We start from the raw sequence: 23759 nt of genomic DNA, 5'->3' as shown, positions 1-23759 counted from the left end.
CCGCCGTCAGGCCAGGTGGAGGGTCTCCACGATCTGGCTGATCTCCTCCTCCGGCGCGCCGGCGAGGTCGACGGTGAGGTGCCGCTCGTCGTCGCCCAGCGGCTCGAGGGCCTCGAACTGCGAGTCGAGCAGGGCGGGCGGCATGAAGTGGCCGGTCCGCGCGCCGAGGCGGTCGGCGATGAGCTCGCGGGTGCCGGCGAGGTGCACGAAGACGAGGTCGTCGCGGCGGAGCACGTCGCGGTAGCGCCGGCGCAGGGCGGAGCAGGTGACGACGACGGAGTCGCCGGCGTCGACGAGGTCGTCGACTCGGGCGGCGATCGTCTCGAGCCAGGGCGCGCGGTCCTCGTCGGTGAGGGGCGTGCCCTCGGCCATCTTCGCGACGTTGGCCGCCGGGTGCAGGTCGTCGCCCTCGACGAAGATCCAGCCCAGCCTGTCGGCCAGCAGGGTGGCGATCGTGGACTTGCCGCTGCCGGAGACGCCCATCACGACGAGGGCGCGGACGGGGGCGCTGGCGCTGGCGGGGGTGGCCGGTGCAGTCATGGGCTCGATTATGTCCGACGTATCGTTGGTCGCGCGAGGCCCGCGCCGGAATACTGAGGGCATGGACGGACCTCGCTCGCTGCACGAGGCGGTGCTCGACGAGCTGGGCGCGCAGATCGTGCAGGGCGCGCTCGTGCCCGGGAGCGTCTTCAGCGCGGACGAGCGGGCGGAGCGCCGCGGGGTGTCCCGGTCGGTGATGCGCGAGGCGGTGCGGGTGCTGGAGTCGCTCGGGCTGGTCGTGTCCCGGCGGCGCGCGGGAACGCGGGTGCAGCCTCCGGAGTGCTGGAACGCGCTCGATCCGCGGGTGATCGGCTGGAGTCTCGACGGGCCGGACCGGCAGGCGCAGCTGCACCGGCTCAGCCAGCTGCGCCTGGGGGTGGAGCCGCTCGCCGCGCGCCTGGCGGCGGTGCACGCGTCGACGGAGCAGCGGGCGGCGCTGGAGGAGGCGGCGCGCGGCATGTCGGAGCACGCCCGGGCCGCCGACCAGGGGGCGTACCTCGCCTCGGACACGGCGTTCCACCGCACGGTGCTGGCCGCGTCGGGCAATCCGATGCTCGCGCAGCTCGGCGATCTGGTCGCGGAGGTGCTCGCCGGGCGGACGAGGCACGCGCTGATGCCGCGGGAGGCGGACTCGGAGGCGGTGCGGCTGCACCGAGCGGTCGCCGCCGCGGTGGGCTCGGGGGACGGCGGCGCGGCGGAGGCGGCGATGCGCGCGATCGTGGAGGAGGCGGACCGGGCGGTGCAGGAGGGGTGAGGGGGAGCTCGAGAGCGTGGGTCTCGATACGCCCTTCGGGCTACTCGACCGGCATGAGGGCCGGCCGGGCTGCTCGACCAACAGGACGGAGCGGCGATCGGCATGACGCGAGCGGGGGCGGTTGCCGTCGGGGCGCGAGGGGCGCAGAGTGGAGGGATGGCCGAGGGATACTCCTCCGCGCAGGTGCGGGCCGCTGAGGCGCCGCACCTGGCGCGTCGAGAGCCGCTGATGCAGCGGGCAGCGGACGGGCTCGCGCGCGAGCTGCGCGCGGCGCTCGACGCGCGGAAGGACAGGCGCGGCGCGGGATCGGTGCTCGTGCTGGTGGGGCCGGGCAACAACGGCGGGGACGCGCTGTACGCGGCCGCCGAGATCTCCTCCTCCGGCACCGACGTCTCGCTGGTGCTCACCGCGGACCGGGCCCACCAGCGCGGGCTCGCGGTCGCGCTCGACGACGGCTGCAGCCGCGTCGCCGCCGACGACCCGGCGGCCCTCGCGGCGGCGGTCGCGCGCGCGGACGTGGTCGTCGACGGGATCCTCGGCATCGGCACCGCCGAGCCGGCCCTCCGCGGGCGGTCGCGCGAGGTGGTGGCGACGGTGATCGACGCGCTCGACCGCCGCGAGGACCGGCCCGTCGTCGTCGCCGTCGACCTGCCGAGCGGCATCGGGCCCGACGACGGCGCGGTGCCGGACACGACCGTCCTGCCCGCCGATGTGACGGTGACCTTCGGGGCGATCAAGGCGGGGCTGCTGCTGGAGCCCGCGCGCTCCTACGCCGGGCGGATCCGGCTGGTCGACATCGGCCTCAGGCCCGATCTCGCGGGTGTCGAGCCGATCGTCAGGACCTAGCGGCGCTCCCCGGCGAGGGGCTCGGGCCGCTCAGGCCGAGGCGCCGCGCGTGAGCAGGTGCGCCCGCTCCGGGTGCTGGTCGAACCACTGCCCGACGTACCAGCACATCGGCACGATGCTGCGCTCGCTGGAGGCCTCGATGTCGTCGACCGCGAAGGCGACCAGCTCGCCCGCCAGCCCCTGACCGCGGTGCGGGGGCGAGGTGAAGGAGCGCACGAGGGACACGCTCTCCGCGTTCTCGTGGAAGTCGAGGACGCCGACGAGCGCCCCGTCCTGATGCAGCTCGTACCGGGACGCGTGGTCCGCCCGTCGGAAGTCCTTGGCCATCTCCCCAGGGTAGGCCGCGCGCGGGCCCGATGGGCGGGCCGGTCAGGATCCGTCGTCGAGCAGCTCGCCGTCGACGTAGTACCAGCGGCCGTCCTGGCGAAGGAAGCGGCTGCGCTCGTGCACGAGCCCCGGCCCGGCCGGGGAGCGGTAGGAGGCGCGGAACTCCACGAGCCCCTCGGCGTCGTCCTCGCCGCCGAACGCGGTGTCGACGATCTGCAGGCGCCGCCACCGGACGTCGTCGTCGAGGTCGACGCGGTTCGGCCGGGTGGACGGGTGCCAGCTCGCCAGGAGGTAGCCGGCGCTGCCGAGCACGTTCGCGCTGTAGCGGCTGCGCATCAGGCGCTCCGCGGTCGGCGACGGCGTCTCGCCGAGGTGGGCGGGGCGGCAGCAGTCGGCGTAGTGGCGGCGGCTTCCGCACGGACAGGCGTCGGCGGGGTGCATCCGGACAGTCTCGCAGGGCCGGGCCGCTCCCCCCGCCCCGCTCGGCCGCCGCCCCCAGGTGTGCATCCCCTGCACGTCCGTCGCCGTGGGTTGAGACCCGGCGCGGTTCTCGGCAACGTGGCTCCCTCATCGATCACGGACGGAAGGAACGACCCGATGCTCACGCTCACCGACAACGCCAGCACCGTCGTCAAGACCATCACCGGGCAGACCGAGACCCCCGTCGAGGGCGGACTCCGCATCAGCGGCGACGACCTCGACGCCCGCAACTTCGCCGTCGCCGTCGCGCCGGCCCCGGAGACCACCGATGCGGTCGTGGAGCAGGACGGGGCGCGGGTCTTCCTCGACGTCGCCGCCTCCGTGGCCCTCGGCGACAAGGTGCTCGACGCGCAGGTGGACGAGGGCGGCGCCGTCACCTTCGGCATCACCCCCCAGGGCTGACACCGGCCCACGACGACGGAGGCCGCCCTCCCGCTGCTGCGGGGAGGGCGGCCTCCGTCGTTCCCGGCGCGCGAGCGGACCCGGGTCTCAGGACAGGACGTCGCGGGTGGTGAAACGCGCGATCGCCAGCGAGCCGAAGACGGCGACGTAGGCGAGCTGCAGCAGCGCGTTCTCGCCGAAGGAGCTCCAGGCGATCGGGTCGCGCAGCAGATCGGCGAAGTCGAACCAGCGGTCCGTGAGCAGGAACGGGTGCAGGGCGTCGAGCTGCGAGAGCGAGCCGACGATCTGCGCCGCGATCGAGACGACCACCGTCGCGGCCATCGCTCCGACCGGGACGTCGGTCAGCGTCGAGATGAACAGGCCGATCGCCGCGAGCCCGACGAGGGACAGCGCCGCGTAGACGGCGATCGCGAGGGCGCGTCCGATCGCGTCCGCGAGCGGGACGGTGCTGCCCGAGAGCAGCGTCACCGGGCCGGCGGGGAACAGGGCGAGGCCGATCAGGATGCCGACGACCATCACCGTGAGCGCCGCGGCCAGGCAGAACGCGATCGCCGCCGCGAACTTGACCGCGAGGAGCCGGATCCGTCCGACCGGGCTGACCAGGAGGTAGCGCAGGGTGCCGAGCGATGCCTCCCCGGCGATCGCGTCGCCCGCGACGACGCCGACGGTCAGCGGCAGGAAGAGCGGGACGGCGACCGTGATCGCCGCGAACCCCGTGAAGAGGCCGTTGCCCGCGATCGCACCGACGAACGAGGGGCCGCCGCCGTCGCCGCCGGACAGCCGCACGGCGACCGCCAGCAGGATCGGGATGGCCGCGAGCGCGGCGAGCAGCGCCCAGGTGCGGCGGCGGCGGAAGAGCAGGGCCAGCTCGGAGGCCAGCAGGGCGCCGCTGCCCAGGCTGCGCGCCGGGCGCGGGCCGGGCGTGCGGGTGGTCGCGGTCTCAGCGCTCGACATCGAAGCCCTCCCCGGTCAGCTCGACGAAGCGCTCCTCGAGCGAGGGGCGGCGCACCGAGAAGCCGCGCACGCGGACTCCCGCGGCGACGAGGGCGGCCACGACGGTCTCCGGAGCGGCGGTCGTGGGCATCGCCGCCACGACCAGCGGCGGATCGATCGGGTGCTCGGCCGGGACGAGGCGCGGCGCGAGCCCCAGCTCGACGAGGGCGCGCTGCGCGTCGGCAGCGTCGGGCGTCAGCAGCTCGAGCGAGGCCGCGTCGCCGCGCAGCTCGTCCAGCCCGCCCTGCGCGACGAGGCGACCCGTGCGCATCACGGCGGCGTGGGTGCAGAGCTGCTCGATCTCGGCCAGGAGGTGGCTGGAGACGAGGACCGTCGTGCCGTCGGCGTTCAGGCTGCGGACGAGCGAGCGGACCTCGCGGGTGCCCTGCGGGTCGAGGCCGTTGGTCGGCTCGTCGAGGACGATGAGGTCGCGTGGTGAGAGCAGGGCGACGGCGATGCCGAGGCGCTGCTTCATGCCGAGGGAGTACGAGCCGACCTTCTTGCCGGCCGCGGCGGAGAGGCCGACGCGGGCGAGCGCCTCCTTCGCGCGGCTGTCGCGGCTGCGCGAAGAGGTGCCGGCCTCGGCCGCGTCGAAGCGCCGGAGGTTGGCGCTGCCGGAGAGGAACGGGTAGAAGCCCGGCCCCTCGACGAGGGCGCCGACGCGCGGGAGCACCTCGGCGGCTCCGCGCGGCATCGCCGTGCCTAGGACGCTGATGTCGCCCTCGGTCGGCGCGGCCAGGGCGAGCAGCATCCGGATCGTCGTGGTCTTGCCCGAGCCGTTGGGCCCGAGGAAGCCGAAGACGGCCCCGCGGGGAACGGCGAGGTCGAGACCCGACACCGCCTCCTGGCGCCCGAAGCGCTTGGTGAGGCCCCGGGTCTCGACCGCGAGCTCGCCGCTCGTCACCGACCGGCGGCCGCGGAGAGCGCGTCGACCGGGACGGCGCCCGCGAGGACGCGTCCGTCGTCGGTGAGCAGGACCGAGAAGAGGGCGGAGGAGAGCGCGCGGCCGCCGTCGACCGGCGTGGTCACGGCGTCGAGCGAGGCGAGCGACTCGGCGTCGCCTGCGGGCAGCTCCACGATCGAGCCCCAGCCGGTGCCCGTCGTGGTGACGTCGCTCTCCGGAGCGGTCGCCGGCTCCGTGCCCTCGGCGGGAGCGGCCGACTCGTCGTGCACGGGCGCGGCCTTCTCGGTGACCTCCGCGCCGGCGGGCGGGGTGAAGGAGAACATCGCGGCGTCGGGCGCCGAGACGTCGATGCTCGTGTACGCGACGCTGAAGGCGGGCGCGGTGCCGCCGACGGGCGTGACGGCCACGCCGAGGGGCAGGCCGGTCTCGCCGTCGATCGAGACGGTGACGGAGCCGACGAGGGTGCCGCTGTCGCGCGGGGTGAGCACGAGCTCGTAGGCGTCGCGGCCCGCGACGCGGACGTCGGAGCCGACCGCGACGGTGGTCGTCGGGTCGATCGCGGCGAGGAGCTGCTCGGCGATCGAGGAGGGAGTGGGGACCTCGCCGGCCGGGGCCTCCGCCTGCGTCGCGGCGTCGCCGGTCGGCGGCAGCAGGTGGGTCGCGGAGTTCTCCGAGGAGTCGTAGATCCAGACACCGTCGGCCTTCGTGGCGACGACGTCGCGCTCGGCGAGGCGGTCGAGCACCTGGAGCCGGGCCCCCTGCTCGGCGTCGACGAAGACGCGGGCCTGGTGCGAGCCTGTCGCGAGCTCCATCAGCGCGTCGCCGGCGGAGGCGCCGTCGGGCCCCTCCATGCCGGAGCCGGAGCCGCCGAGCGCGGAGAGATCGGGCAGGCCGAGGGCGGAGGTCTGCTGGATCTCGCCGGAGAAGGCGGTCGTGTCGCTCTCGGCGACGAAGGTCAGGAGGTCGGCTGCGGACTTCTCCGGGAGGTCGCCCGCCGCGTTCGCGGACAGGGGCAGGGTGACGGCCGCGGCGACGACGACCAGGGGGACGGCGGCGGCCGGGACCCAGCGCTTCCAAGAGGTGCTCATAGCCTCCGACGCTACGCCTCGAATCGGCGATGCGCCTGCGAGTCGGCGGTTGCCCCGGGGATGCTCAGGCGATGCGGTCCGCCGAGACGACCACGTTGTCGACGTAGTGCCCGTAGGAGTCGTCGAAGACCCCGCCGCAGGTGATCAGGCGCAGCTGCGCCGTGGGGCTCGGGCCGTAGACGTCCTCGGTCGGGAAGTCCTCCTTGGGCACCGAGACCGAGCCGGTCACGGAGAAGGTGCGGGTGCTGCCGTCCGAGAGCACGACGTCCACGGTGTCGCCGGGGACGAGCGCCGTGAGATCGAGGAAGACCCCGGGGCCGATCCGGGAGTCGACGTGCCCGGCGATGACGGAGGGGCCGATGTCGCCCGGGACGACGCCGTCGCGGTACCAGCCGGCCTCGTCCACCTGCACGGGCGGCTGGATCCAGCCGGTCTCGTCGCGGGTCAGCGACTCGAGGGTGGAGTCGACGCCGATCGCGGGGATCACGACGCGCACCGGAACGGCGCTCGAGCGGGCGGGAGCGGCGGCGGCGACCGGGTCCTGGAGGGCGCCCGCGTCGCCCGGGCCCGGCGTGGCGGGCGCGGGTGTGGCGGGAGCGGCGGAGGCGCCGGCGGTCGCGGGCGGCGCGGCTTGCTCCCCCGCGGCCGCGCAGCCGGCCAGGAGCAGGAGCGCCGCGAGGGCCGCTCCCGCTCCGGCGGTGCGGCGCATCAGCTCGCTCGGCCGCTGCCGACCGCGGAGCGGCGCGCGATCAGGGCGAGGGCGCCGGCGACGACGGCGAAGACGCCGAGGACCGACAGCACGCCGAGCAGCCCGTCGACGAGCGGCGCGGACGAGGAGGTGGAGGCGACGTGCACGGCGGTGGCGCCGCCTCCGGTCTGGATGCCGCCCGTGGGCAGGTCGCCGATGGCGGCCGAGTCGAGCACGGGCGAGACGACGAGGCCGTTTGAGGCGTCGTCGAGGACGAACAGCGACGCGACGGAGCCGGGGGCGAGGTCGAGATCGGCCTTCGCGGTCACGGCGCCGGCCGACAGGTCGAGGCTCCACGGTCCGGCGGGGACGCTGGTGTAGCCGGTGGCGGTGCCCTGGGCGGCTGCGGTCGCGAGCAGGGTGCCGGTGGTGGTGGCGACGTCGACCTGGCTCGCCGTGGTCGAGGCCTGGACGACGCGCACGCGGGCCTGACCGTCGGCGGGAGGGGTGAGGTCGTCGGTGAAGACCGTGGTGCGCAGGACGGCGTTGCGGCCGAGGGCGGCGACCGTCAGCGGGGTGCCGGCGGACACGTCGACGGACTGCTCGATCACGGGGGCTGTTCCCTCGGGCGCATCGGAGGGCACCATCGACACGACGTAGGTGCCCGGCTGCAGCGTCCAGTAGGGCGAGACCGCGCCGTAGGCGACGCCGTCGAGCTCGAAGGCCGCGCCCCCTCCACCGAGTGCGGTGAGGGTCACGTCGACCGACTTCGTGTCGGGCGAGAGGTGCGCGACCCGCACCCAGCCCGTCGCGGGCGGCGCCTCGGCGGCCGACGCGGGGGCGGCGCCGAGTGCGGCGAGCGCCGACACGGCAGCGACGGCGATCGCGGCTCGGACGAGGCGGAGGGGGCGGATCGGGTTCATGGCGGGTCCTTCGGGTGGGGTCGTGCTACTGAGCGCCCGGGAGCAGCCCGGCCGGCTCATCGAGGTCGAGGGCGACGAGGAGACCCTCGGGGGTCGACTCGACGGACGTCGGGACGAAATCGCCCGACTGGCTGCCGAGCCACGTGGTGGCGTTCTGGAGGGCGGCGGCGTCGGCCGGGAGCGCGGCGCCGTTGTAGTCGGACAGGAGCATCCGGTGGCGGACGCCGTCGATCTCGTTCGGCCCGACGGGGAAGTCGGCGACCGAGAGCGGCGTGAAGGCGAGCTGCTGACCGAGCAGGAGCAGGAGGCGCGAGTCGACCCGGCCGCCCTCGAGCAGGGCGCGGGCGGCGTCGGTGGTGGTCAGCGCGGGGTTGGCCGCGAGCTGCGCACCGGCGGACGCGCGGGCGGCGGTGAGCACGGCGGCCGCGGCGGCGGCCTGGTCGGCACCCTGGTCGAGGACGCGGCGCACCTCGACGACGGTGTCGCCGCTGCCGAAGCTCGCCACGGACTCGGAGTTGTCGAGGGCGGTCGCGGTCTCGCCGGTCGCGGTGTCCCGCAGAGCGGGCGTGGCGAGGATGTAGTCGGCCGCGCGCCAGGCCGAGTCGGGGGCCGCGGCGGTGAGCGTCGACTCCGAGACGACGGTGTCGACGGGGTAGCCGGCGTCCGTGACGTCCGCGACCAGATCGTCCTGCACCAGCAGGACGGACGCAGGGTCGATCGTGTCGGCGACCCAGGTGACGGCGGCCGCGGTGGTGCCCGGGTCGGCGGCGGCGACGGGACCGGAGGAGGATCCGTCGTCGCCCCCGGTGAGCAGCGGAACGGCGACGAGTGCGCCGCCGACGACCAGGAGCGCCGCGGCGACGGCGGCGCCGATCAGGATCGGCTTCCGGTGCGAGCGCGGGCGGCTCTCGTCGTCCTCGGGGTCGGCCGCGAGCGGCGCGCCGTGCCACTGGTGCGCGGTGGCGGGCACGGGCGGCGCGAGGAAGACGGCGGCGGAGTCGGTGTCGGCGTGAGCGCCGTCGGAGTCGCCGCGCCCGGGGAAGGGGGCGGGAGCGGTGAAGGGCTCGTCGAAGAGACCGTGCAGCGGCTCAGCGGCGACGTGACGTCGGGTGTCGGCGAGCGCCTCGGGCTCGTCGTGCTGCTCGGGCTCGGCGTATCCCCGGGGCTCGTCGTATCCCTGGGGCTCGTCGTATCCCTGGGGCTCGTCGTATCCCTGGGGCTCGACGTACTGCTCGGGCTCGGCGTACTGCTCGGGCTCGACGTGCTGGTCGGACCCGTCGTACTGCTCAGGCCCCTCGTACTGCTCAGACTCGTCGTACTGCTCGGGCTCGTCGTACTGCTCGGGCTCGACGGGCGCGGAGCGGCGCGTCGCGTCGGGCAGGAAGAGTCCGAAGGCGCCGCGGGGGCGGCCCTGGACGGGCACGAACTCCGCCGCGTTCGGGTGCGGGAACTCGAGGTGCTCGGTGTCGAGCTCGCAGACCTCGCCGATGACCGGTGCCGGCGCTGCGACGGCGGAGCCGGTCGGGGCCAGCGCGAAGCCGCGGAGGAGGGCGGGGTCGACGGACGGCGCCGGCGGGGCGTCCACGGGCGCCGGCGGCTGGACGGCGGCGGGCTCGGTCGTCGGCGGCTCGAACGACGGCGGGTCCACGGGCTGCGGCCCGACGGGAGCGGCGTCCAGGGCGGAAGCGGCGTCCACGGCCTGCGGCTCGAACCGCGAGGGCGCGCTCGGCGGCGTCTGCTCGGGCGCGAGCGGCTGCTCGACGTCCTCCGCGGGAGCGAAGTCCCTCGGGAGATCGATCATCGGCGACGGTGCGGCCGGGGCCGGGGCCGGAGCCGGCGGCGGGCTGCGGAACGCGCTGTGCGAGCCGCTTCCCCGCGCCGGACGGGAGAGATCGGGGACGAAGGAGGCGACCCCCGGATGCGGGAACTCGAGAGCATCCGCATCGAGCTCGCAGTGCTCGCCGATCGCGGGGGCGGGCACGTCGAAGACGTGCTCGCCGATCGCGTGCGCCGAGGGAGCGCTCTGCCCGGAGTCGGAGCCGTGGCGGGGCTCGTCCTCCTGGCGCGCCGGAGCCGGCAGGTACTCGGTCACGTCGGGTTCGACTCCGTACGGGGGTTCCCCTTCCCCGGGGGAGTCGCTGCGGCGCGAGCGCGAGAACAGCTGCCGGGCGGCCGAGACGGCGGTGCGCGCCATCAGCGGCGGCTCCGTCCGGCATAGATCCGACATTCGGGGGTCACAGATCCTCTTCGGAGCGACGGGGCCGATCGGTCTGGTCCCGAGCGTGTTCCGGCGTGCTGTCCCCACATCATCATGAGGCGCAGTCTTCCGTATCCCTCGACGGGGACGGTACCCGGGCGGGCGCTTGTGATCTGTTCGTCACGCGCTCGACCCTGGGGAGGAGCCTCGCCGCAGGGGGTGCGCCGCACGGGGGCGGCGCAGGATGATCGCAGGATGGACCTCCCGTTCCCGCTCCCCCTCGCCCCGATGCTCGCCAAGGCCGTCGCCGCTGTGCCCGCTCAGGACGCCGTCGCCGGCGGCTACTCCTACGAGCCGAAGTGGGACGGCTTCCGCGCGATCGTCTCCGTCGCGGACGGGGTCTGCGAGATCGGCAGCCGCGGCTCGAAGCCGCTCACCCGGTACTTCCCCGAGCTGGTGGAGGCGTTCCTCCGGCTGCTGCCCGACGGCTGCGTCCTCGACGGGGAGATCGTGCTGGCCACCGGGCCGGAGGGCGCGCAGCGGCTCGACTGGGAGCTGCTCTCGCAGCGCATCCACCCCGCCGCCAGCCGCGTCGCGACCCTCGCGGCCGAGACTCCCGCGATGCTCGTCGCCTTCGATCTGCTCGCCGTCGACGGCCGCAGCCTGCTCGACGAGCCGTACTCGGCGCGGCGGGAGGCGCTCGCCGCCGTGCTGGACGGCGCGCCGTCACCCGTGCACCTCGGCCGCACCACCGCCGACGAGGCGCTCGCACGCGACTGGCTGGAGCGCTTCGAGGGCGCGGGGCTGGACGGCGTGATCGCGAAGCCGCTCGCCGCTCCCTACGCGCCGGGCAAGCGGACGATGCTCAAGGTCAAGCACCACCGGACGGCCGACGTGATCGCGATCGGCTACCGCGAGCACACCTCGAAGCCGGGGCTCGGCTCGCTGCTGCTGGGCCTCCACGACGCCGACGGGACGCTGCGCCAGGTCGGCGGCGCCTCCGCCTTCACGGACGCCCGGCGGATCGAGCTGATCGACGAGCTCGCCGGCGTCGTCGAGCGCGACGAGGCGGGCGAGCCGGTCCGCGGCGACGGCGAGCGCAGCCGGTTCTCCGGGAGCCGCGACACCTCGTTCGTGCGGCTGCGACCCGAGACGGTGCTCGAGGTGCGCTACGACCAGATGGAGGGGTCGCGGTTCCGGCACACCGTCCAGTTCGAGCGCTGGCGGCCCGACCGCGACGCCGACTCCTGCACCTTCGAGCAGCTGGAGCAGCCCGTCGCGTACGACCTGGGGGACGTGCTGGGCTGAGGCGTCCCGGCGCTGGTCGGGTCCGCTGGGCTCCTCAGTGCTCGTCGGGCTCCTCAGTGCGCGTCGGGCGCCTCAGTGCTCCTCGGGCTCCGCCGCCGGCTTCTTCGCGCGGCTCGGCTGCACGCGGGGCGGCTCGCCCGGCATCTTCGGGAAGTCGGGCGGGAAGGGCAGCTCGCCGAGCCCCGCCGCGAGGTCGCGCTCCCACCAGCCGAGGAGCGCGTCGAGGCGGCCGGGGGCGTCGTGCATCCGCGCCCACGGATCGCCCGTCGTGCGAAGGCGCTCGGGCACGGTGCGGATCGTGAAGGCGGTCGGGTCGACGCCGTCGAGCTCCTCCCACTCCAGCGGGCAGGAGACGGGGGCGTGCGCGAGCGGGCGCGGGCTGTAGGCGCCGGCCATCGTGCGGTCGCGGTTGGCCTGGTTGAAGTCGACGAAGATCCGCTCGCCGCGCTCCTCCTTCCACCACGCCGTCGTGACCTGCTCGGGCATCCGCCGCTCGAGCTCGCGGGCGGCGGCGATGACGGCGTGCCGCACGTCGAGGAACTCGTGCTCGGCCACGATCGGCGCGAAGACGTGCAGGCCGCGGTTGCCCGACGTCTTCACGAACGACTCCAGCGCCGCCTCGCGCAGCACCTCGCGCAGGGCGTGCGCGGCGCGGACGGCGTCGGCGACGTCGGTGCCCGGCTGCGGGTCGAGGTCGATGCGGAGCTGGTCGGGGCGGTCGGAGTCCTCCGCGCGGGACGCCCACGGGTGGAAGACGAGCGTGTTCATCTGCGCGGCCCAGACAGCGACGGCGGGCTCGTCGATGACGAGCTGCGGGTGCACGCGTCCGCTGGGGTAGGTGACGGGGACGGATCGGACATACTCCGGCGCGCCCTTGGGCGGGTTCTTCGAGAAGAACTGGTCGCCGTCGATGCCGGAGGAGAAGCGCTGCAGAGAGATCGGCCGGTCGCCGTTGGCCGCGACGAAGGCCTCGCCGACCGCGATCAGGTACTCCGCCACGTCGCGCTTGGTGATGCCCGAGTCGGGGAACAGCACGCGCGACGGGCTGGAGAGGCGCACCTCCCGGTCGCCGTGCGGTCCGGGGACGGTGAGGACGACGGCGTCGCTGCTGGGCATGTCAGCGAGGCTAGCTGGCGGCGCCGCCGGGCGACAGGGGCCCGCCCGGGCGGCGGCGGAGGCGGATCGGGCCCTTCGCGCGGGACGGATCGACGATCTGCCCGCCCTGGACGATGTCGATCTCGCCGCGGTCGACGAGGCGGCGGGCGGCGCGGCGGACCGGCTCCATCAGCGGCCGCCACTCCTCTCCCCCGACGCGGCGGGCGACCTCGGACGGGCAGGCGGTGGAGGAGGCTGCGCGGGCCAGGAGCACGGTGCGGATCTCCTCCTCGAGGCGCGCCTCCTCCGGGCCCACGCCGCGGCGGCGGCAGGCGTCGGAGCAGTAGCGGACGTTCTCCCAGTCGCGCGCCCACTTCGCGCGCCACTCGATCTCGCGGCCGCAGGAGGCGCAGGTCTTGCTCTCGGGGCGGGTGTTCGACTCGCGGGTGCGGTGGGCCATGGTTCCGAGTGTGCGCGCCCGGGGGCGGCGGTGCCACGGGTTGCGCGGGGAGCGGACGGGTGCGCTCGAGGCGGCGGTCCGATCTGCAGGTGATCCGGGAGGCTGCGGCCCGCCGTGTGCGGATGGATGCGCTCTCCGCGGCGCGGAGCCTGCAGATCGGACGGGGGCGCGCGGGGCGGCGGGGGCGGAGGCGCGGGTGTCATACTCCGCAATGAGGCGAGCGGCCCCTGCCGGATGCGACAGGCTGGAGGGGCCGTGCTGCGGCGCGACGGCGGGCCGGTCCTGCCGCCGCGTCCCCGATCGATCAGGAGTCTCCGATGAGCCGTGAGAACCTCGCCACCACGCCCGAGTCCGTGCCCGCGGGCGACCCGCGGCCGCACGCCGCCTTCGCCGGGCTCTCCCCCGCCGACTTCAAGCTGGCGTTCCGCAACCACGCCGCGGGTGTGGCGCTGATCACCGCCGACCCGGGCACCGGGCCCGTCGCGCTGACCGCGACGTCCGTCTTCTCGGTGAGCGCGGAGCCGCCGCTGTTCGTGTTCTCGCTCTCGTCGGCGTCGTCCAGCTCGCCGGCCATCCAGGCGTCCGAGACCCTGGTCGTGCACCTCCTCGGCGCCGAGCAGCTCGATCTCGCCCGCCTCGGCTCGACCAGCGGCATCGACCGCTTCGCCGACACCTCGATCTGGTCGCGCCTGCCCACCGGCGAGCCGTACTTCCCCGGGGCGGCCGCTTGGATCCGCGGCACCGTCATCAACCGCATGGAGGCCGGCTCGTCGACCATCGTCGCCGTGCACGCCCTCGAGGCGCACGTGCCCGAGGACTCCGACGCGACCGCGCCGCTGGTGTACCACAACCGCACGTGGCACCACCTCGGCGAGCACTCCCGCCTGGGCTGACGCGCCGCGGCCGCGCCATTCCTCGAAAGTTGCGGTAGTCGAGCGCGACTACCGCAACTTTCGGGGAGTCGGTGGCGGAGGTGGCGAGCATCGGAGCCCGGCCTGCGGAGCTGGTTCCGCGGAGGCGGGACGGAACATCAGCTGAGGAGGCGACTCATCCGCGATGGGCGACGAGCGGGCCTCACGGCTGATGTTCTGCTCGACGGTGGGTCTCGATACGCGCTCCGCGCTACTCGACCAGCATGGTGTCCGCGCTCTGGCGGCAGCGGACACCGACGCACGGGCACGTCGTGCAGCGCATGCGAATGCCGCGGCGAACGCAGACGCGCGCGCGAGGCATGGAGCGCACGCGACGGCCGCGGCGAACGCCGACACACGGGTGAGGCATGAAGCGCACGCGACGGCCACGGCGAACGCCGACGCACGGGTGACGCATGAAGCGCACGCGAAGACCGCGGCGCGCCGACGGAGGGGCACTTCATGCTGATCGAGTAGCGCGCACAGCGCGCGCATCGAGATCCCGCGCTGACGGACCGGCGGGCGCCGGGTGCCGGGCGGGGGCCGCGTCTCGATACGCGCTTCGCGCTGCTCGACCAGCACGAAGGGGGCTACGCCTCCGTGCCCGTGGCGACGGGCCGGCCCGCCGTGTTCGACCACTGGGACCAGGAGCCGGGGTAGAGGGCGGGGGCGAAGCCGGCGAGGGTGAGGGCGACGGCGTCGGCGGCGGCGGTCACTCCGGAGCCGCAGTAGACGCCGACGGGGGCGTCGGGGCGGACGCCGAGGGACTCGAAGCGGGCGCGCAGGGCGGCGGCGTCGAGGAAGCGGCCGTCGGTGTCGACGTTCTCCGTGGCGGGGGCGTTCAGAGCACCGGGGATGTGGCCGGCGCGAGGATCGATCGGCTCGACGTCGCCGCGGTAGCGCTCGGGGGCGCGGGCGTCGAGGAGCACGCCGGTCGACGGCAGCGCGGCGGCCTCGTCGATCTCGAGCACCGGCAGGGCGCCGTAGGCCAGCTCGACGTCGCCGAAAGCCGGCGTCACGGGGCCGGCCTCCAGCGCGCGACCCGAGCCGGTCCAGGCGCGCAGCGAGCCGTCGAGCAGGCGCACGTCGACGACTCCGGCGGCGCGCAGCAGCCACCAGGCCCGGGCGGAGGAGAGGTTCTTCAGGTCGTCGTAGACGACGACGGCCTGACCCTGGCGCAGGCCCCAGCGGCGCGCCGACTCCTGCAGCGCCTCGATCGGGGGCAGGGGGTGGCGGCCGTCCTCCGGAGCGCCGTGCACGGCGAGCTCGTGGTCGAGATCGACGTGGACGGCACCGGGGACGTGGCCTTCGAGGTAGGCGGGGCGGCCGTCGGGACGGTCGAGGCGCCAGCGCACGTCGAGGACGAGCGGCGGCTCGGGCGAGGCGAGCGCCGCCTCCAGCTCGTCGGGGGTGACGAGCACGTCGGAGCGGAGGGTGGTGGTCATGTCGGTCCTCTCGAGGGGTGCGCTCACAGCGCGGTACCGGGATTCAGGATGCCCTGCGGATCGAAGACCCGCTGCACCGCGCGCTGCAGGGCGACGACGTCGGGGCCGAGCTCGCGGCGGGCCCAGTCGCGCTTCAGGGCGCCGACGCCGTGCTCGCCGCTGACGGTGCCGCCGAGCTCGAGGGCGAGGGCGAAGACCGCCTCGGCCGCGGCGTCGGCCTGGCGGCGGGACTGCTCCGACTCGTCGCGCAGGCGGATGATCGGGTGCAGGTTGCCGTCGCCGGCGTGGGCGAAGACGTAGACGTCGGCGCCGGTCTCCGCGGCGATGGCGTGCACGCGGTGGATCGCCTCGGCGAGGCGGGAGCGGGGCACGGCGATGTCCTCGATCAGCACGCGGCCGCGGGCCTCGATCGCGGGAAGGGCGTCGCGGCGGGCGCTCGCGAGGGCGAGGCCCTCGGCCGGGTCGAGGGTGGTCTCGACGCTGAGCGCGGTCGCGGCGAGCACCGCGCGCACCTCGGCGATCTCCTCGGCGGCGCCGAAGCCGTCGGTCTGCACCAGGAGGAAGGCGCCGCCGCGGCCGGCCAGGGTCGAGCCGCGCAGGGCGTCGATGGCCTCGAGGGTGCGGTCGTCGACCAGCTCGAGGACGCTCGGGCGCAGGCCCGCGCGGGCGAGGGCGACGGCGGCTTCGGCACCTGCGGCCACGTCGGCGAAGAAGGCGGCGGCGGTCGCGGTCGCCCGCGGCCGGGGCAGCAGGCGGAGGGTCGCGCCGACGACCACACCGAGGCTGCCCTCGGAGCCGACGACGAGCGCGGTGAGGTCGAGTCCGACGACGCCCTTCACGGTGTCGCGCCCGAGGTGCAGGAGCGAGCCGTCGGCCAGGACGACGTCGAGGGCGAGGACGGCGTCGCGCGTGACTCCGTACTTCGCGCCGCGCAGGCCGCCGGCGTTGGTGGCGATGGTGCCGCCGAGGGTCGCGAGCTCGACGCTGCCCGGGTCCGGGGCGTAGAGAAGGCCGTGCACGGCGGCGGCGCGGTCGAGATCGGCGGCGATCACGCCCGGCTCGACGCGGGCGACGCCGTCGACGGGGTCGATCTCGAGGATGCGGTCCAGGCCCGAGACGTCGAGGACGAGGACGCCCTCCCCCGCGCTGGCGCCGCCGGCGAGTCCGGAGGCGGCGCCTCGGGTGACGACGGGGATGCCGTGGGCGGAGGCGTGCCGGAGCGCAGCGCGGACGTCGTCGACCGAGCGGGCGCGCACGACGCCGAGCGGGATGCCGCCGGGCGACCAGCCGGAGCGGTCGGCGGTGGGGACGTCGGCGGTGATCTCGACGGCGGGGGCGTCGGTGGGGTCGACGGCGGGGGCGAGCGCGCTCACTCCGCGACCCGCTCGATGATCGGCGCGGCGGCGGCTGACGCCTTCACCCGCTCGAGGAAGAGGATCACCGTCGCGGCGGCCGAGCGGTGCGTCGCGTCGTTCAGCGCGTCGTGGCGGCCGTCGGCGAGGACGTGGATCTCGGCGCGTGGCGCCGTGCGGTAGACGGCGATCGCCTCCGCGAGCGGGCTGATCGCGTCGGCCGCGCCGTGGAGCGCGAGCAGCGGGACGGCGACGGCGCTGGCGGCGACCGCGAGCAGCTCGGGCGGGAGGGCGGCGTCGCGCGCGGCGGAGTCGGTCTCGCGCTCGAGGACGCCGGCGTGGTTCGGGCAGGCCGTCCGCTCGCCGATCTCCGCGCCGCCCTCGGCGCGGACGGGAAGGCCGGCGAGGACGACGGCGTCGACCGGCTCCGTCGCGGCGAGCTCGAGGGCGACGGCCGCACCGGCGTCGGAGCCGACGAGGACGAGCGGCGTGATGGTCGCGGGGTCGCGGAGGACGGCGAGCGCGGCGTTCCGGACGCCGGGGGCCGTGGCGTCGCCGAAGGCGCGGACGCGGTAGGCGTCGCGGGCGATGCGGGCGCCGAAGCGCTCGTAGACGGCGGGGGTCTCGCCGCGACCGCCGAGGACGACGAGGGTGCCGCGGGGGGCGATCCCCTCGGGCTCGTCGAAGGCGCGGGCGGCGGCGGCGGTGGGCGGGTGGGTGAGGGTCATGGGGGCTCCTTGGTGGTCGGGAGGGTGGGGTGCGGCGGGGGGTCTCGATGCGCCCCCGCGGGGCTACTCGACCAGCACGGAAGCGGCCTTGCGGGGGTGCTCGACCAGCCCGGACGCGGGCTCCAGCAGGTCCGCGAGCGGGAGCGGCGCGACGGCCGCGGCGCGGCCGCGCAGGCCGAGCAGGAGCTGCAGCCGCTCGTTCAGAGGGGCAGGCAGGCCGGCGCGGCGGGCGAGCAGGACGATCTCGCCGGTGAGGTGGTCGATCTCGCTGCTCGTGCCGCGGGCGGCGCTCTGCCAGGTCGACAGTCGGCCGGCGGTGTGGCCGGGCACGGGATCGACGGCGAGGCGGGTGCCGTCGTCGGAGGCGACCGCCGGCCCGTTCGCGGCGAGGGCGGCGCGCGCCTCCGCGACGAGCAGGTCGCGCGCGGCGGCGCGCTGCTCGGCGGGGCCCTCGAAGAGGTCGAGGCCGTTGGCCGCGTTGACGAGCAGCTTCCGGGCCTTCCAGGCGCCGATGTCCGGCACCGCGCGGGCGGCGAACCCGGCGCTCCGGAGGATCGCGGCGAACTCCTCCGCGCGCGGATCGGCGGCGTCGGGGTGCCGGCCGATCCAGAGCACGCCGACGGTCGGGAAGGAGGGCGAGACGACCTCGCCAGGCACCAGGAAGCTCGCGGCGATGCCGATCGACACCCCGTAGACGGCGGCGAAGCGGCGCAGCGCACTGTCCTCGGTGGCGAGTCCGTTCTGCAGGGTCAGCACCGGCAGCTCGGCGCCGGCCCCGCCCCCGGCGAGCGGCGTCCAGGCCCACTCGGCGAGCGCCGCCTCCGCGTCCTGCGCCTTCATCGCGAGCACGAGGACGTCGCCGCGCACGGGCGCCGCCTCCGCCGGGCCACCGGCGACGGGCAGCCGGACGATCTCGTCGCCCGCGGGACGCCGCACCCGCAGCCCGTTCTCGCGGAGGAGCCGCAGGTGCTCCCCGCGCGCCACGAGCAGGACCGGCTGCCCGGCCAGGTGCAGCTGCGCGGCGAGGACGGAGCCGACGGCCCCGCCGCCGATCACGAGGAAGCGGCCGCTCATGGGCGCACCGCCGCTCGGCCGGGGATCGCCGCGAGCAGGGTGCGGGTGTACTCCGCCGCGGGCGAGCCGAAGACGCGGGCGGTGGGCCCCGCCTCCTGCACCCGCCCGCGGTCGAGGACGACGACCTCGTGGGAGACCTCGGCGATGACGGCGAGGTCGTGCGAGACGAAGAGGTAGGCGACGCCGAGGTCGCGCTGCAGCTCGACCAGCAGCTCGAGGATCTGCGCCTGCACCGACACGTCCAGCGCCGAGACCGGCTCGTCCAGGAGTACGAGATCCGGGCCGAGGGCGAGCGCGCGGGCGATCGCGACCCGCTGGCGCTGACCGCCGGAGAGCTCCGCCGGCAGCCGGGAGAGGAAGGAGGCGGGCAGCCCGACCCGGTCGAGCAGCTCGCGGGCGCGCTCCAGCCGCGAGGCGCGGTCGCCGATCCGGAACGAGACCAGCGGCTCGACGACCGACTCCAGCACCGTGAAGCGCGGGTCGAGCGCGGCGAACGGGTTCTGCTGCACTAGCTGGATACGCCGACGCAGCGGCCGCCACTGCCGGTCGCTCGCCGCGGTGAGGTCCGCCCCCTCCACGAGCACCCGGCCGCTCGACGCCCGCTCGAGGCCGAGGGCTATCCGCAGCGCGGTCGTCTTGCCCGAGCCCGACTCCCCGACCAGCGCGAGGGTCTGCCCCGCGCGGATCGAGAACGAGACGTCGTCGAGCGCCCGGAACGGCGGGCGGCGGCCCGGCAGCGCGAAGTCCTTCACCACGCTCTCGACCCGGACGATCTCCGGAGCCGGCTCGACCTGCTCGAAGCGCGGCACGAGCTCGCCGCCGAGTCCCGGCGCCGCCGCGAGCAGCTCGCGGGTGTACTCCTCCCTCGGCGCGACCAGGAGCTGCGCAGGCGGACCCTGCTCCACCACCCGGCCCTCCCGCAGCACGAGGACGCGGTCGGCCCGGTCGGCGGCGACGGCGAGGTCGTGGGTGATGATCAGCAGCGCGATGCCCTGCTCGCGGACGAGCGACTGCAGGTGGTCGAGCAGGCGCTTCTGCACCGTGACGTCGAGGGCCGAGGTCGGCTCGTCGGCGATGATCAGCCGCGGGCGCCCGGCCAGCGCGATCGCGATCAGCGCCCGCTGGCGCAGCCCGCCGGACAGCTCGTGCGGGTACTGCCGGGCGCGCAGCTCCGGATCGTCGATGCCCGACTGGCGCAGCGCCTCGAGCACCTCGGCGTCGACGGAGCGGCGGTCGACGCCGCGCAGGCGCACCGCCTCCGCCACCTGGGCGCCGATGCGCAGAGTCGGGTTGAGCCCGACCATCGGGTCCTGCGGGACGAGGCCGACGAACCGGCCGCGCAGATGCCGGAGCCGCTTCTCGGCGGCCTGCGTCACGTCCTCGCCGGCGAGCGCGATCGTGCCGCCGGTGATCCGGCCGCCGGAGGGCAGCAGGCCGAGCACGGCGTTCGCGGTCGTCGACTTGCCCGAGCCGGACTCGCCGACCACGGCGACGATCTCGCCGGCCGCGATCTCGAGCGAGACCTCGTGGACGACGGTGCGGTCGCCGTAGGCGACGCTGAGGCGGTCGAGCCGCACGAGCGGACCCGGGGCCGAGGCGACGGCGGCCGCGCTCATCGCTGCACCTCCTCGAGGCTCTTGGCCACGTGGTTGAGCGCGAAGACGAGCAGCCCGACGAAGAGCCCCGGCAGCAGTGAGAGCCACGGGCTGGTGACGAGGTGGTTGCGGCCGCTGGAGATCAGCGTCCCCCACTCCGCCGCGGGCGGCGCGGCGCCGAAGCCGAGGAAGCTCAGCGCGGCGATCGCGATGATCGCGGTGCCGAGATCGAGCACGGCCAGCACGGCGACCGGCCCCCAGGAGTTGGGCAGCACGTGCCGCACGAGCACGCGCAGCCGGCTCGCCCCTCCGGTGCGCGCGGCCTCGACGTAGGGCAGCGTGCGCACCCGGAGCACCTCGGCGCGGGTGGTGCGCGCGAAGCCGGGCAGGATGCCGATGCCCACGGCGAGCGCCACCGGCAGCGTGCCGAAGCCGATCGCGGTCACGATCGCCAGGGCGAGCAGCAGCCCGGGGATCGCGAGCAGCACGTCCACCACGCGCATGATCACCGCGTCCACCACTCCGCCCGCGGACCCGGAGACCACGCCGAGCGTCAGCCCGCCGACCAGGGCGATCGCGAGGGCGATCACCGTCGCCTGCACCGTCAGCGCCCCGCCGTGCAGGACCCGCGCGAAGAGGTCGCGGCCCAGCTCGTCGGTACCGAAGAGGTGCACGAGGCTCGGCGCCTGCAGCTTGTCGGCCGGCGCGGTCGCCGTGGGGTCGACGCCGGTGAAGAGCGCGGGAGCGATCGCCGAGACCAGGACGAAGAGCACGAAGATCAGCGCCAGGACGAAGCCCGGGCGGCGCAGCAGCAGGCGGAGGATCCGCACGCGGCGGGCGCCTCGGCCGTGCGCCGCGCGGGTGAGCGGCTCGGGGACGACGAGCGCCTCGGGCCGGGTGAGTTCGAGAGTCATGGTCGGCTCGCCTTCGGTGTCGAGGTGATGCGCGGATCGAGGAGGGGGTAGAGCAGGTCGACCAGGAGGTTGATGCCGACGAACACGACGGCGGCCAGCACGACGATCGCCTGGACGACCGGCACGTCCTGGGTGAGCACCGACTCCTGCGCGAGCGTGCCGATCCCCTGCCGGGCGAAGATCGTCTCGGCGACGATCGCTCCCGTCACGGTGTTGCCGGCCAGGATCCCGAGGATCGTCAGCGTCGGCAGCGAGGCGTTGCGGAAGGCGTGCCGCCACTGCACCGCGCCGCGGGAGAGGCCCTTGGCGCGGGCCGTGGTGATGTACGCCTCCGCCTCGACATCGGCGAAGCTGCGGATCAGCACCTGGGCGAGCATCGCCGAGGTCGGGATCGCCATGGTGACCGCCGGCAGGATCAGGCTGGCCGGGGTCGCGCTGCCGGTGGAGGGCAGCAGGTGCAGCGAGAAGGCGAAGAGCTGGATGAGCAGCAGGCCGATCCAGAAGCCGGGGAACGCCACGCCCGCGGAGGGCAGCCGGCCGAGCACCGTCTTCAGCGGCGCCCAGCGGACGTACGCGGCGAGGTAGGCGAGCACGGTGCCGCCGATCAGCGCGAGGCCGATCGCCAGGGCGCTGAGCTGCAGGGTGCCGGGCAGCTTCTCGGCGATCAGGTCGGTGACCGGGATCCCCTTGGTGATCGAGGTGCCGAAGTCGCCCCGCAGCGCGTCGCCGAGCATGGTCGCGTACTGCTGCCAGACCGGCTGGTCCAGGCCGTAGCGCGCCTGAGCCTCGGCGAGCTGCTGCGAGGTGAGCGAGTCCACCTCGACGTTGTTGGCCGACAGCAGGAGCGCCAGCGGATCGCTCGGCAGCAGCCAGAGCACCGCGAAGGTCACCGTGTAGGCGGCCCAGAGCACCAGCACCGCCTGGCCGAGCCGGCCGAGCAGGTAGCGGCCGAGGCCCGAGGGGGCCGAGCGGGTGCCCGGCCTCCCCGGTGCCGTCCCCGGTGCCGTTGCCGGGGCCGACACCGAGCCGAGCGCAGTCACGGCTGGATCCAGGTGTCGGCGAAGTCGCCGAACGCCTCCGAGGTGAAGCGGAAGCCGTGCACCGCCGACGAGACGCCCGCCAGCTGCACCCGCTCGGCGAACGGGAAGACCAGCGCGTCGTCGATCAGGTAGTCCTGCAGCTCGGCGTAGACCTCGGCGCGGGCCGCGGTGTCGACCGTCTGCACGCCCTGGTCGAGCAGGGCCTGCACCGTCGCGGCCTGCTCGGCGTCGAGACCGTTCGTCGCCTGCGCCTTCGAGCCGGCGTACCGGGAGTCGATGATCCACTGGATCACTCCCGGATCGGCCCGCGTGTAGTAGGTCGAGATCAGGTCGTAGTCGCCGCTGTTCAGCACGTCGGCGCGCTGGGCGTTGGTGATCACGTTCAGCTCGAGCTCGATGCCGACCTGCTTCAGCTGGTCCTGGATCAGCTGATCGCCGGCACCGAACTGGGTGACGATCGGCACCGACAGCGTCAGCCGCCGGCCGTCCTTCGAGCGGTAGCCGTCGTCGCCGAGCTCCCAGCCCGCCTCGTCCAGCAGCTCGCTCGCGCCCTCGGCGTCGAAGGCGAGCTTCGAGGACTCGTCCGTGTAGAAGGGCGTGGTCGTGTCGTAGATGCTGGTCGCGGCCGGGTAGTCGGCGCCGAAGACCGTCGTGGCGTAGGTCTCGCGGTCGATCGCCTTCTGCACGGCCTGCCGCACCCTCTCGTCCGAGAGGATCCTCCCCTCGGCGACATTCGGGTAGTAGTTGCTCGCCGGGCCCGGCAGCGAGCGCCTCTCGACGGTGTCGCCGGAGCCGGTGATCACGGCCTGGTCGTTCTCCGAGATCGGGTTCCGCGGCCAGGCGATGTCGATCTCGTCGCTGGTCAGCTGTCCGACGCGGACGCTGTCCTCCGCGACGTAGCTGATGTCGATCCCGTCGAGGTGCGCCTCCCCCGTGTTCTCGCGGAGGGCCGAGCCCCAGGCGTAGCCCGAACGCCTGTCCAGCGTGATGCCGGTGCCGGGCGTGTAGCCGGTCAGCGTGAACGGGCCGGAGCCGACGATCCCGCCGAGGCAGCGCTCCTCGGGCGTCTTCTCGTAGGAGGAGGCGGCGAGGATCGCGAGGTTGGTGGTCGAGGTGCCCTGCAGGAACGCGGCGTTCGGCGTGGAGAAGACGACCTTCACGGTGTCGGCGTCCACGACCTCCGTGCCCGAGTAGCCGGCGAGGTAGACGCCTCCGTAGGCCGAGGGCAGCTCCGCGAGGGTCGCCTCGTCGTTGTCGAAGGAGGTCTTCACGCTCTCCGCGGTGAAGGGCGTGCCGTCCGAGAAGGTGACGTCGGTGCGCAGGTCGAAGGTGTACTCGGTGCCCGCGTCGTTGACGCTCCACTCGGTCGCGAGCCAGGGCTGGATCTCGCCGGTCTCCGGGTCCTGGTCGGTCAGCGAGTCGGCGACGTTGCGGATCACGGTGCGGTGCTCGATCCAGTAGGTCTGGAACGGGTCGACGCAGGAGAACGCGGCGTTGTCGGGGAAGAAGGCGAGCGAGAGCCGGCCGCCGTCGACCGGGGTCGCGTCGTCGGCGGCCGTGCCCGCGCCCGAGGCACCCGAGCAGGCGGAGAGGGCCAGCGCGGAGGCGAGGGCGAGCGCGGCGGTGGCGGTGCCCGATCGTCGGAGGGGGCGTGAGCGGTGGAACGTCATGGCTGTGGTCTCCCGTGAAGAGAAG

The 23759-nt window shown here is 75.0% G+C and carries 24 protein-coding genes; 5 read left to right on the top strand and 19 right to left on the bottom strand.

What is annotated here, in order from left to right:
• Positions 1–6: 6 nt before the first annotated feature.
• Positions 7–540, bottom strand: a complete 534-nt coding sequence (locus HQQ82_RS17575) for a gluconokinase (protein WP_173235366.1) — start codon at positions 538–540, stop codon at positions 7–9.
• Between the two features lie 61 nt (positions 541–601).
• On the opposite strand from HQQ82_RS17575, the gene HQQ82_RS17570 reads away from it, so the two are divergent.
• The gene (locus tag HQQ82_RS17570; protein WP_216848749.1) at positions 602–1294 is read left to right on the top strand and encodes a FadR/GntR family transcriptional regulator; all 693 of its coding nucleotides are present in this window, start codon (positions 602–604) and stop codon (positions 1292–1294) included.
• A gap of 156 nt (positions 1295–1450) precedes the next feature.
• Positions 1451–2140, top strand: coding sequence for an NAD(P)H-hydrate epimerase (locus HQQ82_RS17565; RefSeq protein ID WP_173235364.1), 690 nt, complete (start codon positions 1451–1453; stop codon positions 2138–2140).
• Positions 2141–2170: 30 nt separating this feature from the next.
• Here the strand turns inward: HQQ82_RS17565 and HQQ82_RS17560 are convergent, their stop codons facing one another.
• Together HQQ82_RS17560 and HQQ82_RS17555 are read right to left on the bottom strand one after the other, a co-directional pair.
• On the bottom strand, positions 2171–2467 hold the full coding sequence (locus HQQ82_RS17560; protein WP_173235363.1) for a GNAT family N-acetyltransferase: 297 nt from the start codon (positions 2465–2467) through the stop codon (positions 2171–2173).
• Positions 2468–2509: 42 nt separating this feature from the next.
• Positions 2510–2908: a YchJ family protein gene (locus HQQ82_RS17555; RefSeq protein ID WP_173235362.1), complete on the bottom strand. Its 399-nt coding sequence runs from the start codon at positions 2906–2908 to the stop codon at positions 2510–2512.
• A 156-nt stretch (positions 2909–3064) separates the two neighbouring features.
• On the opposite strand from HQQ82_RS17555, the gene HQQ82_RS17550 reads away from it, so the two are divergent.
• Positions 3065–3349: a hypothetical protein gene (locus tag HQQ82_RS17550; RefSeq protein WP_173235361.1), complete on the top strand. Its 285-nt coding sequence runs from the start codon at positions 3065–3067 to the stop codon at positions 3347–3349.
• 87 nt (positions 3350–3436) lie between these two features.
• Here the strand turns inward: HQQ82_RS17550 and HQQ82_RS17545 are convergent, their stop codons facing one another.
• From HQQ82_RS17545 to HQQ82_RS17520, 6 genes are all read right to left on the bottom strand, one after another.
• The gene (locus HQQ82_RS17545) at positions 3437–4303 is read right to left on the bottom strand and encodes an ABC transporter permease (RefSeq protein ID WP_173235360.1); all 867 of its coding nucleotides are present in this window, start codon (positions 4301–4303) and stop codon (positions 3437–3439) included.
• Positions 4290–5246, bottom strand: a complete 957-nt coding sequence (locus HQQ82_RS17540) for an ATP-binding cassette domain-containing protein (RefSeq protein ID WP_173235359.1) — start codon at positions 5244–5246, stop codon at positions 4290–4292. The genes HQQ82_RS17545 and HQQ82_RS17540 overlap by 14 nt, the downstream gene beginning before the upstream one ends.
• Positions 5243–6334 carry a DUF2092 domain-containing protein gene (locus tag HQQ82_RS20160; protein ID WP_173235358.1) on the bottom strand — a complete coding sequence of 364 codons (1092 nt, stop codon included), beginning with the start codon at positions 6332–6334 and terminating at the stop codon, positions 5243–5245. The genes HQQ82_RS17540 and HQQ82_RS20160 overlap by 4 nt, the downstream gene beginning before the upstream one ends.
• Before the next feature lie 64 nt (positions 6335–6398).
• A complete protein-coding gene (locus HQQ82_RS17530; protein ID WP_173235357.1) occupies positions 6399–7043 on the bottom strand; it encodes a class F sortase in 645 nt (214 codons plus the stop codon).
• Positions 7043–7945: a DUF4397 domain-containing protein gene (locus HQQ82_RS17525; RefSeq protein WP_173235356.1), complete on the bottom strand. Its 903-nt coding sequence runs from the start codon at positions 7943–7945 to the stop codon at positions 7043–7045. The genes HQQ82_RS17530 and HQQ82_RS17525 overlap by 1 nt, the downstream gene beginning before the upstream one ends.
• A 25-nt stretch (positions 7946–7970) precedes the next feature.
• Positions 7971–10139: a hypothetical protein gene (locus HQQ82_RS17520; RefSeq protein WP_173235355.1), complete on the bottom strand. Its 2169-nt coding sequence runs from the start codon at positions 10137–10139 to the stop codon at positions 7971–7973.
• A gap of 258 nt (positions 10140–10397) precedes the next feature.
• Between HQQ82_RS17520 and HQQ82_RS17515 the strand changes: the two genes are divergently transcribed.
• On the top strand, positions 10398–11450 hold the full coding sequence (locus tag HQQ82_RS17515; RefSeq protein WP_173235354.1) for an ATP-dependent DNA ligase: 1053 nt from the start codon (positions 10398–10400) through the stop codon (positions 11448–11450).
• Positions 11451–11522: 72 nt separating this feature from the next.
• On the opposite strand, the gene ligD is transcribed toward HQQ82_RS17515, so the two are convergent.
• Positions 11523–12566: a non-homologous end-joining DNA ligase gene (ligD, locus tag HQQ82_RS17510; protein ID WP_173235353.1), complete on the bottom strand. Its 1044-nt coding sequence runs from the start codon at positions 12564–12566 to the stop codon at positions 11523–11525.
• 10 nt (positions 12567–12576) lie between these two features.
• Positions 12577–13005 carry a DUF2256 and DUF3253 domain-containing protein gene (locus tag HQQ82_RS17505; RefSeq protein ID WP_173235352.1) on the bottom strand — a complete coding sequence of 143 codons (429 nt, stop codon included), beginning with the start codon at positions 13003–13005 and terminating at the stop codon, positions 12577–12579.
• A gap of 317 nt (positions 13006–13322) precedes the next feature.
• Between HQQ82_RS17505 and HQQ82_RS17500 the strand changes: the two genes are divergently transcribed.
• Positions 13323–13898 carry a flavin reductase family protein gene (locus HQQ82_RS17500; RefSeq protein WP_173235351.1) on the top strand — a complete coding sequence of 192 codons (576 nt, stop codon included), beginning with the start codon at positions 13323–13325 and terminating at the stop codon, positions 13896–13898.
• Positions 13899–14506: 608 nt separating this feature from the next.
• Here the strand turns inward: HQQ82_RS17500 and HQQ82_RS17495 are convergent.
• From HQQ82_RS17495 to HQQ82_RS17460, 8 genes are all read right to left on the bottom strand, one after another.
• On the bottom strand, positions 14507–15361 hold the full coding sequence (locus HQQ82_RS17495) for a sulfurtransferase (RefSeq protein ID WP_173235350.1): 855 nt from the start codon (positions 15359–15361) through the stop codon (positions 14507–14509).
• A gap of 23 nt (positions 15362–15384) precedes the next feature.
• On the bottom strand, positions 15385–16734 hold the full coding sequence (locus HQQ82_RS20685) for an FAD-linked oxidase C-terminal domain-containing protein (RefSeq protein ID WP_173235349.1): 1350 nt from the start codon (positions 16732–16734) through the stop codon (positions 15385–15387).
• Complete coding sequence (locus HQQ82_RS20145) at positions 16731–17441, bottom strand: alpha/beta hydrolase (RefSeq protein WP_173235348.1); 711 nt, start codon at positions 17439–17441, stop codon at positions 16731–16733. Before HQQ82_RS20145 ends, HQQ82_RS20685 begins: the two co-directional genes overlap by 4 nt.
• 63 nt (positions 17442–17504) lie before the next feature.
• Positions 17505–18515 carry a ketopantoate reductase family protein gene (locus tag HQQ82_RS17480; RefSeq protein WP_173235347.1) on the bottom strand — a complete coding sequence of 337 codons (1011 nt, stop codon included), beginning with the start codon at positions 18513–18515 and terminating at the stop codon, positions 17505–17507.
• On the bottom strand, positions 18512–20131 hold the full coding sequence (locus HQQ82_RS17475; protein WP_173235346.1) for an ABC transporter ATP-binding protein: 1620 nt from the start codon (positions 20129–20131) through the stop codon (positions 18512–18514). The genes HQQ82_RS17480 and HQQ82_RS17475 overlap by 4 nt, the downstream gene beginning before the upstream one ends.
• Positions 20128–21024, bottom strand: coding sequence for an ABC transporter permease (locus tag HQQ82_RS17470; RefSeq protein WP_173235345.1), 897 nt, complete (start codon positions 21022–21024; stop codon positions 20128–20130). Before HQQ82_RS17470 ends, HQQ82_RS17475 begins: the two co-directional genes overlap by 4 nt.
• Entirely contained in the window at positions 21021–22064 is a 1044-nt protein-coding gene (locus tag HQQ82_RS17465) for an ABC transporter permease (protein WP_367948000.1), read from the bottom strand. The genes HQQ82_RS17470 and HQQ82_RS17465 overlap by 4 nt, the downstream gene beginning before the upstream one ends.
• Positions 22061–23734, bottom strand: a complete 1674-nt coding sequence (locus HQQ82_RS17460; RefSeq protein ID WP_173235344.1) for an ABC transporter substrate-binding protein — start codon at positions 23732–23734, stop codon at positions 22061–22063. Before HQQ82_RS17460 ends, HQQ82_RS17465 begins: the two co-directional genes overlap by 4 nt.
• Positions 23735–23759 lie beyond the last annotated feature (25 nt).

Origin of the sequence: Rathayibacter sp. VKM Ac-2856, assembly GCF_013205055.1 — a bacterium.
Classification (GTDB): Bacteria; Actinomycetota; Actinomycetes; order Actinomycetales; family Microbacteriaceae; genus Rathayibacter.
This window is presented reverse-complemented; position numbering and strand designations above follow the sequence as displayed.

Excerpts from the sequence above, each read along its gene's own strand:
- HQQ82_RS17575 (WP_173235366.1), bottom strand. The coding sequence starts at position 540 with ATGACTGCACCGGCCACCCCCGCCAGCGCCAGCGCCCCCGTCCGCGCC.
- HQQ82_RS17570 (WP_216848749.1), top strand. The coding sequence starts at position 602 with ATGGACGGACCTCGCTCGCTGCACGAGGCGGTGCTCGACGAGCTGGGC.
- HQQ82_RS17565 (WP_173235364.1), top strand. The coding sequence starts at position 1,451 with ATGGCCGAGGGATACTCCTCCGCGCAGGTGCGGGCCGCTGAGGCGCCG.
- HQQ82_RS17560 (WP_173235363.1), bottom strand. The coding sequence starts at position 2,467 with ATGGCCAAGGACTTCCGACGGGCGGACCACGCGTCCCGGTACGAGCTG.
- HQQ82_RS17555 (WP_173235362.1), bottom strand. The coding sequence starts at position 2,908 with ATGCACCCCGCCGACGCCTGTCCGTGCGGAAGCCGCCGCCACTACGCC.
- HQQ82_RS17550 (WP_173235361.1), top strand. The coding sequence starts at position 3,065 with ATGCTCACGCTCACCGACAACGCCAGCACCGTCGTCAAGACCATCACC.
- HQQ82_RS17545 (WP_173235360.1), bottom strand. The coding sequence starts at position 4,303 with ATGTCGAGCGCTGAGACCGCGACCACCCGCACGCCCGGCCCGCGCCCG.
- HQQ82_RS20160 (WP_173235358.1), bottom strand. The coding sequence starts at position 6,334 with ATGAGCACCTCTTGGAAGCGCTGGGTCCCGGCCGCCGCCGTCCCCCTG.
- HQQ82_RS17530 (WP_173235357.1), bottom strand. The coding sequence starts at position 7,043 with ATGCGCCGCACCGCCGGAGCGGGAGCGGCCCTCGCGGCGCTCCTGCTC.
- HQQ82_RS17525 (WP_173235356.1), bottom strand. The coding sequence starts at position 7,945 with ATGAACCCGATCCGCCCCCTCCGCCTCGTCCGAGCCGCGATCGCCGTC.
- HQQ82_RS17520 (WP_173235355.1), bottom strand. The coding sequence starts at position 10,139 with ATGGCGCGCACCGCCGTCTCGGCCGCCCGGCAGCTGTTCTCGCGCTCG.
- HQQ82_RS17515 (WP_173235354.1), top strand. The coding sequence starts at position 10,398 with ATGGACCTCCCGTTCCCGCTCCCCCTCGCCCCGATGCTCGCCAAGGCC.
- ligD (WP_173235353.1), bottom strand. The coding sequence starts at position 12,566 with ATGCCCAGCAGCGACGCCGTCGTCCTCACCGTCCCCGGACCGCACGGC.
- HQQ82_RS17505 (WP_173235352.1), bottom strand. The coding sequence starts at position 13,005 with ATGGCCCACCGCACCCGCGAGTCGAACACCCGCCCCGAGAGCAAGACC.
- HQQ82_RS17500 (WP_173235351.1), top strand. The coding sequence starts at position 13,323 with ATGAGCCGTGAGAACCTCGCCACCACGCCCGAGTCCGTGCCCGCGGGC.
- HQQ82_RS17495 (WP_173235350.1), bottom strand. The coding sequence starts at position 15,361 with ATGACCACCACCCTCCGCTCCGACGTGCTCGTCACCCCCGACGAGCTG.
- HQQ82_RS20145 (WP_173235348.1), bottom strand. The coding sequence starts at position 17,441 with ATGACCCTCACCCACCCGCCCACCGCCGCCGCCGCCCGCGCCTTCGAC.
- HQQ82_RS17480 (WP_173235347.1), bottom strand. The coding sequence starts at position 18,515 with ATGAGCGGCCGCTTCCTCGTGATCGGCGGCGGGGCCGTCGGCTCCGTC.
- HQQ82_RS17475 (WP_173235346.1), bottom strand. The coding sequence starts at position 20,131 with ATGAGCGCGGCCGCCGTCGCCTCGGCCCCGGGTCCGCTCGTGCGGCTC.
- HQQ82_RS17470 (WP_173235345.1), bottom strand. The coding sequence starts at position 21,024 with ATGACTCTCGAACTCACCCGGCCCGAGGCGCTCGTCGTCCCCGAGCCG.
- HQQ82_RS17460 (WP_173235344.1), bottom strand. The coding sequence starts at position 23,734 with ATGACGTTCCACCGCTCACGCCCCCTCCGACGATCGGGCACCGCCACC.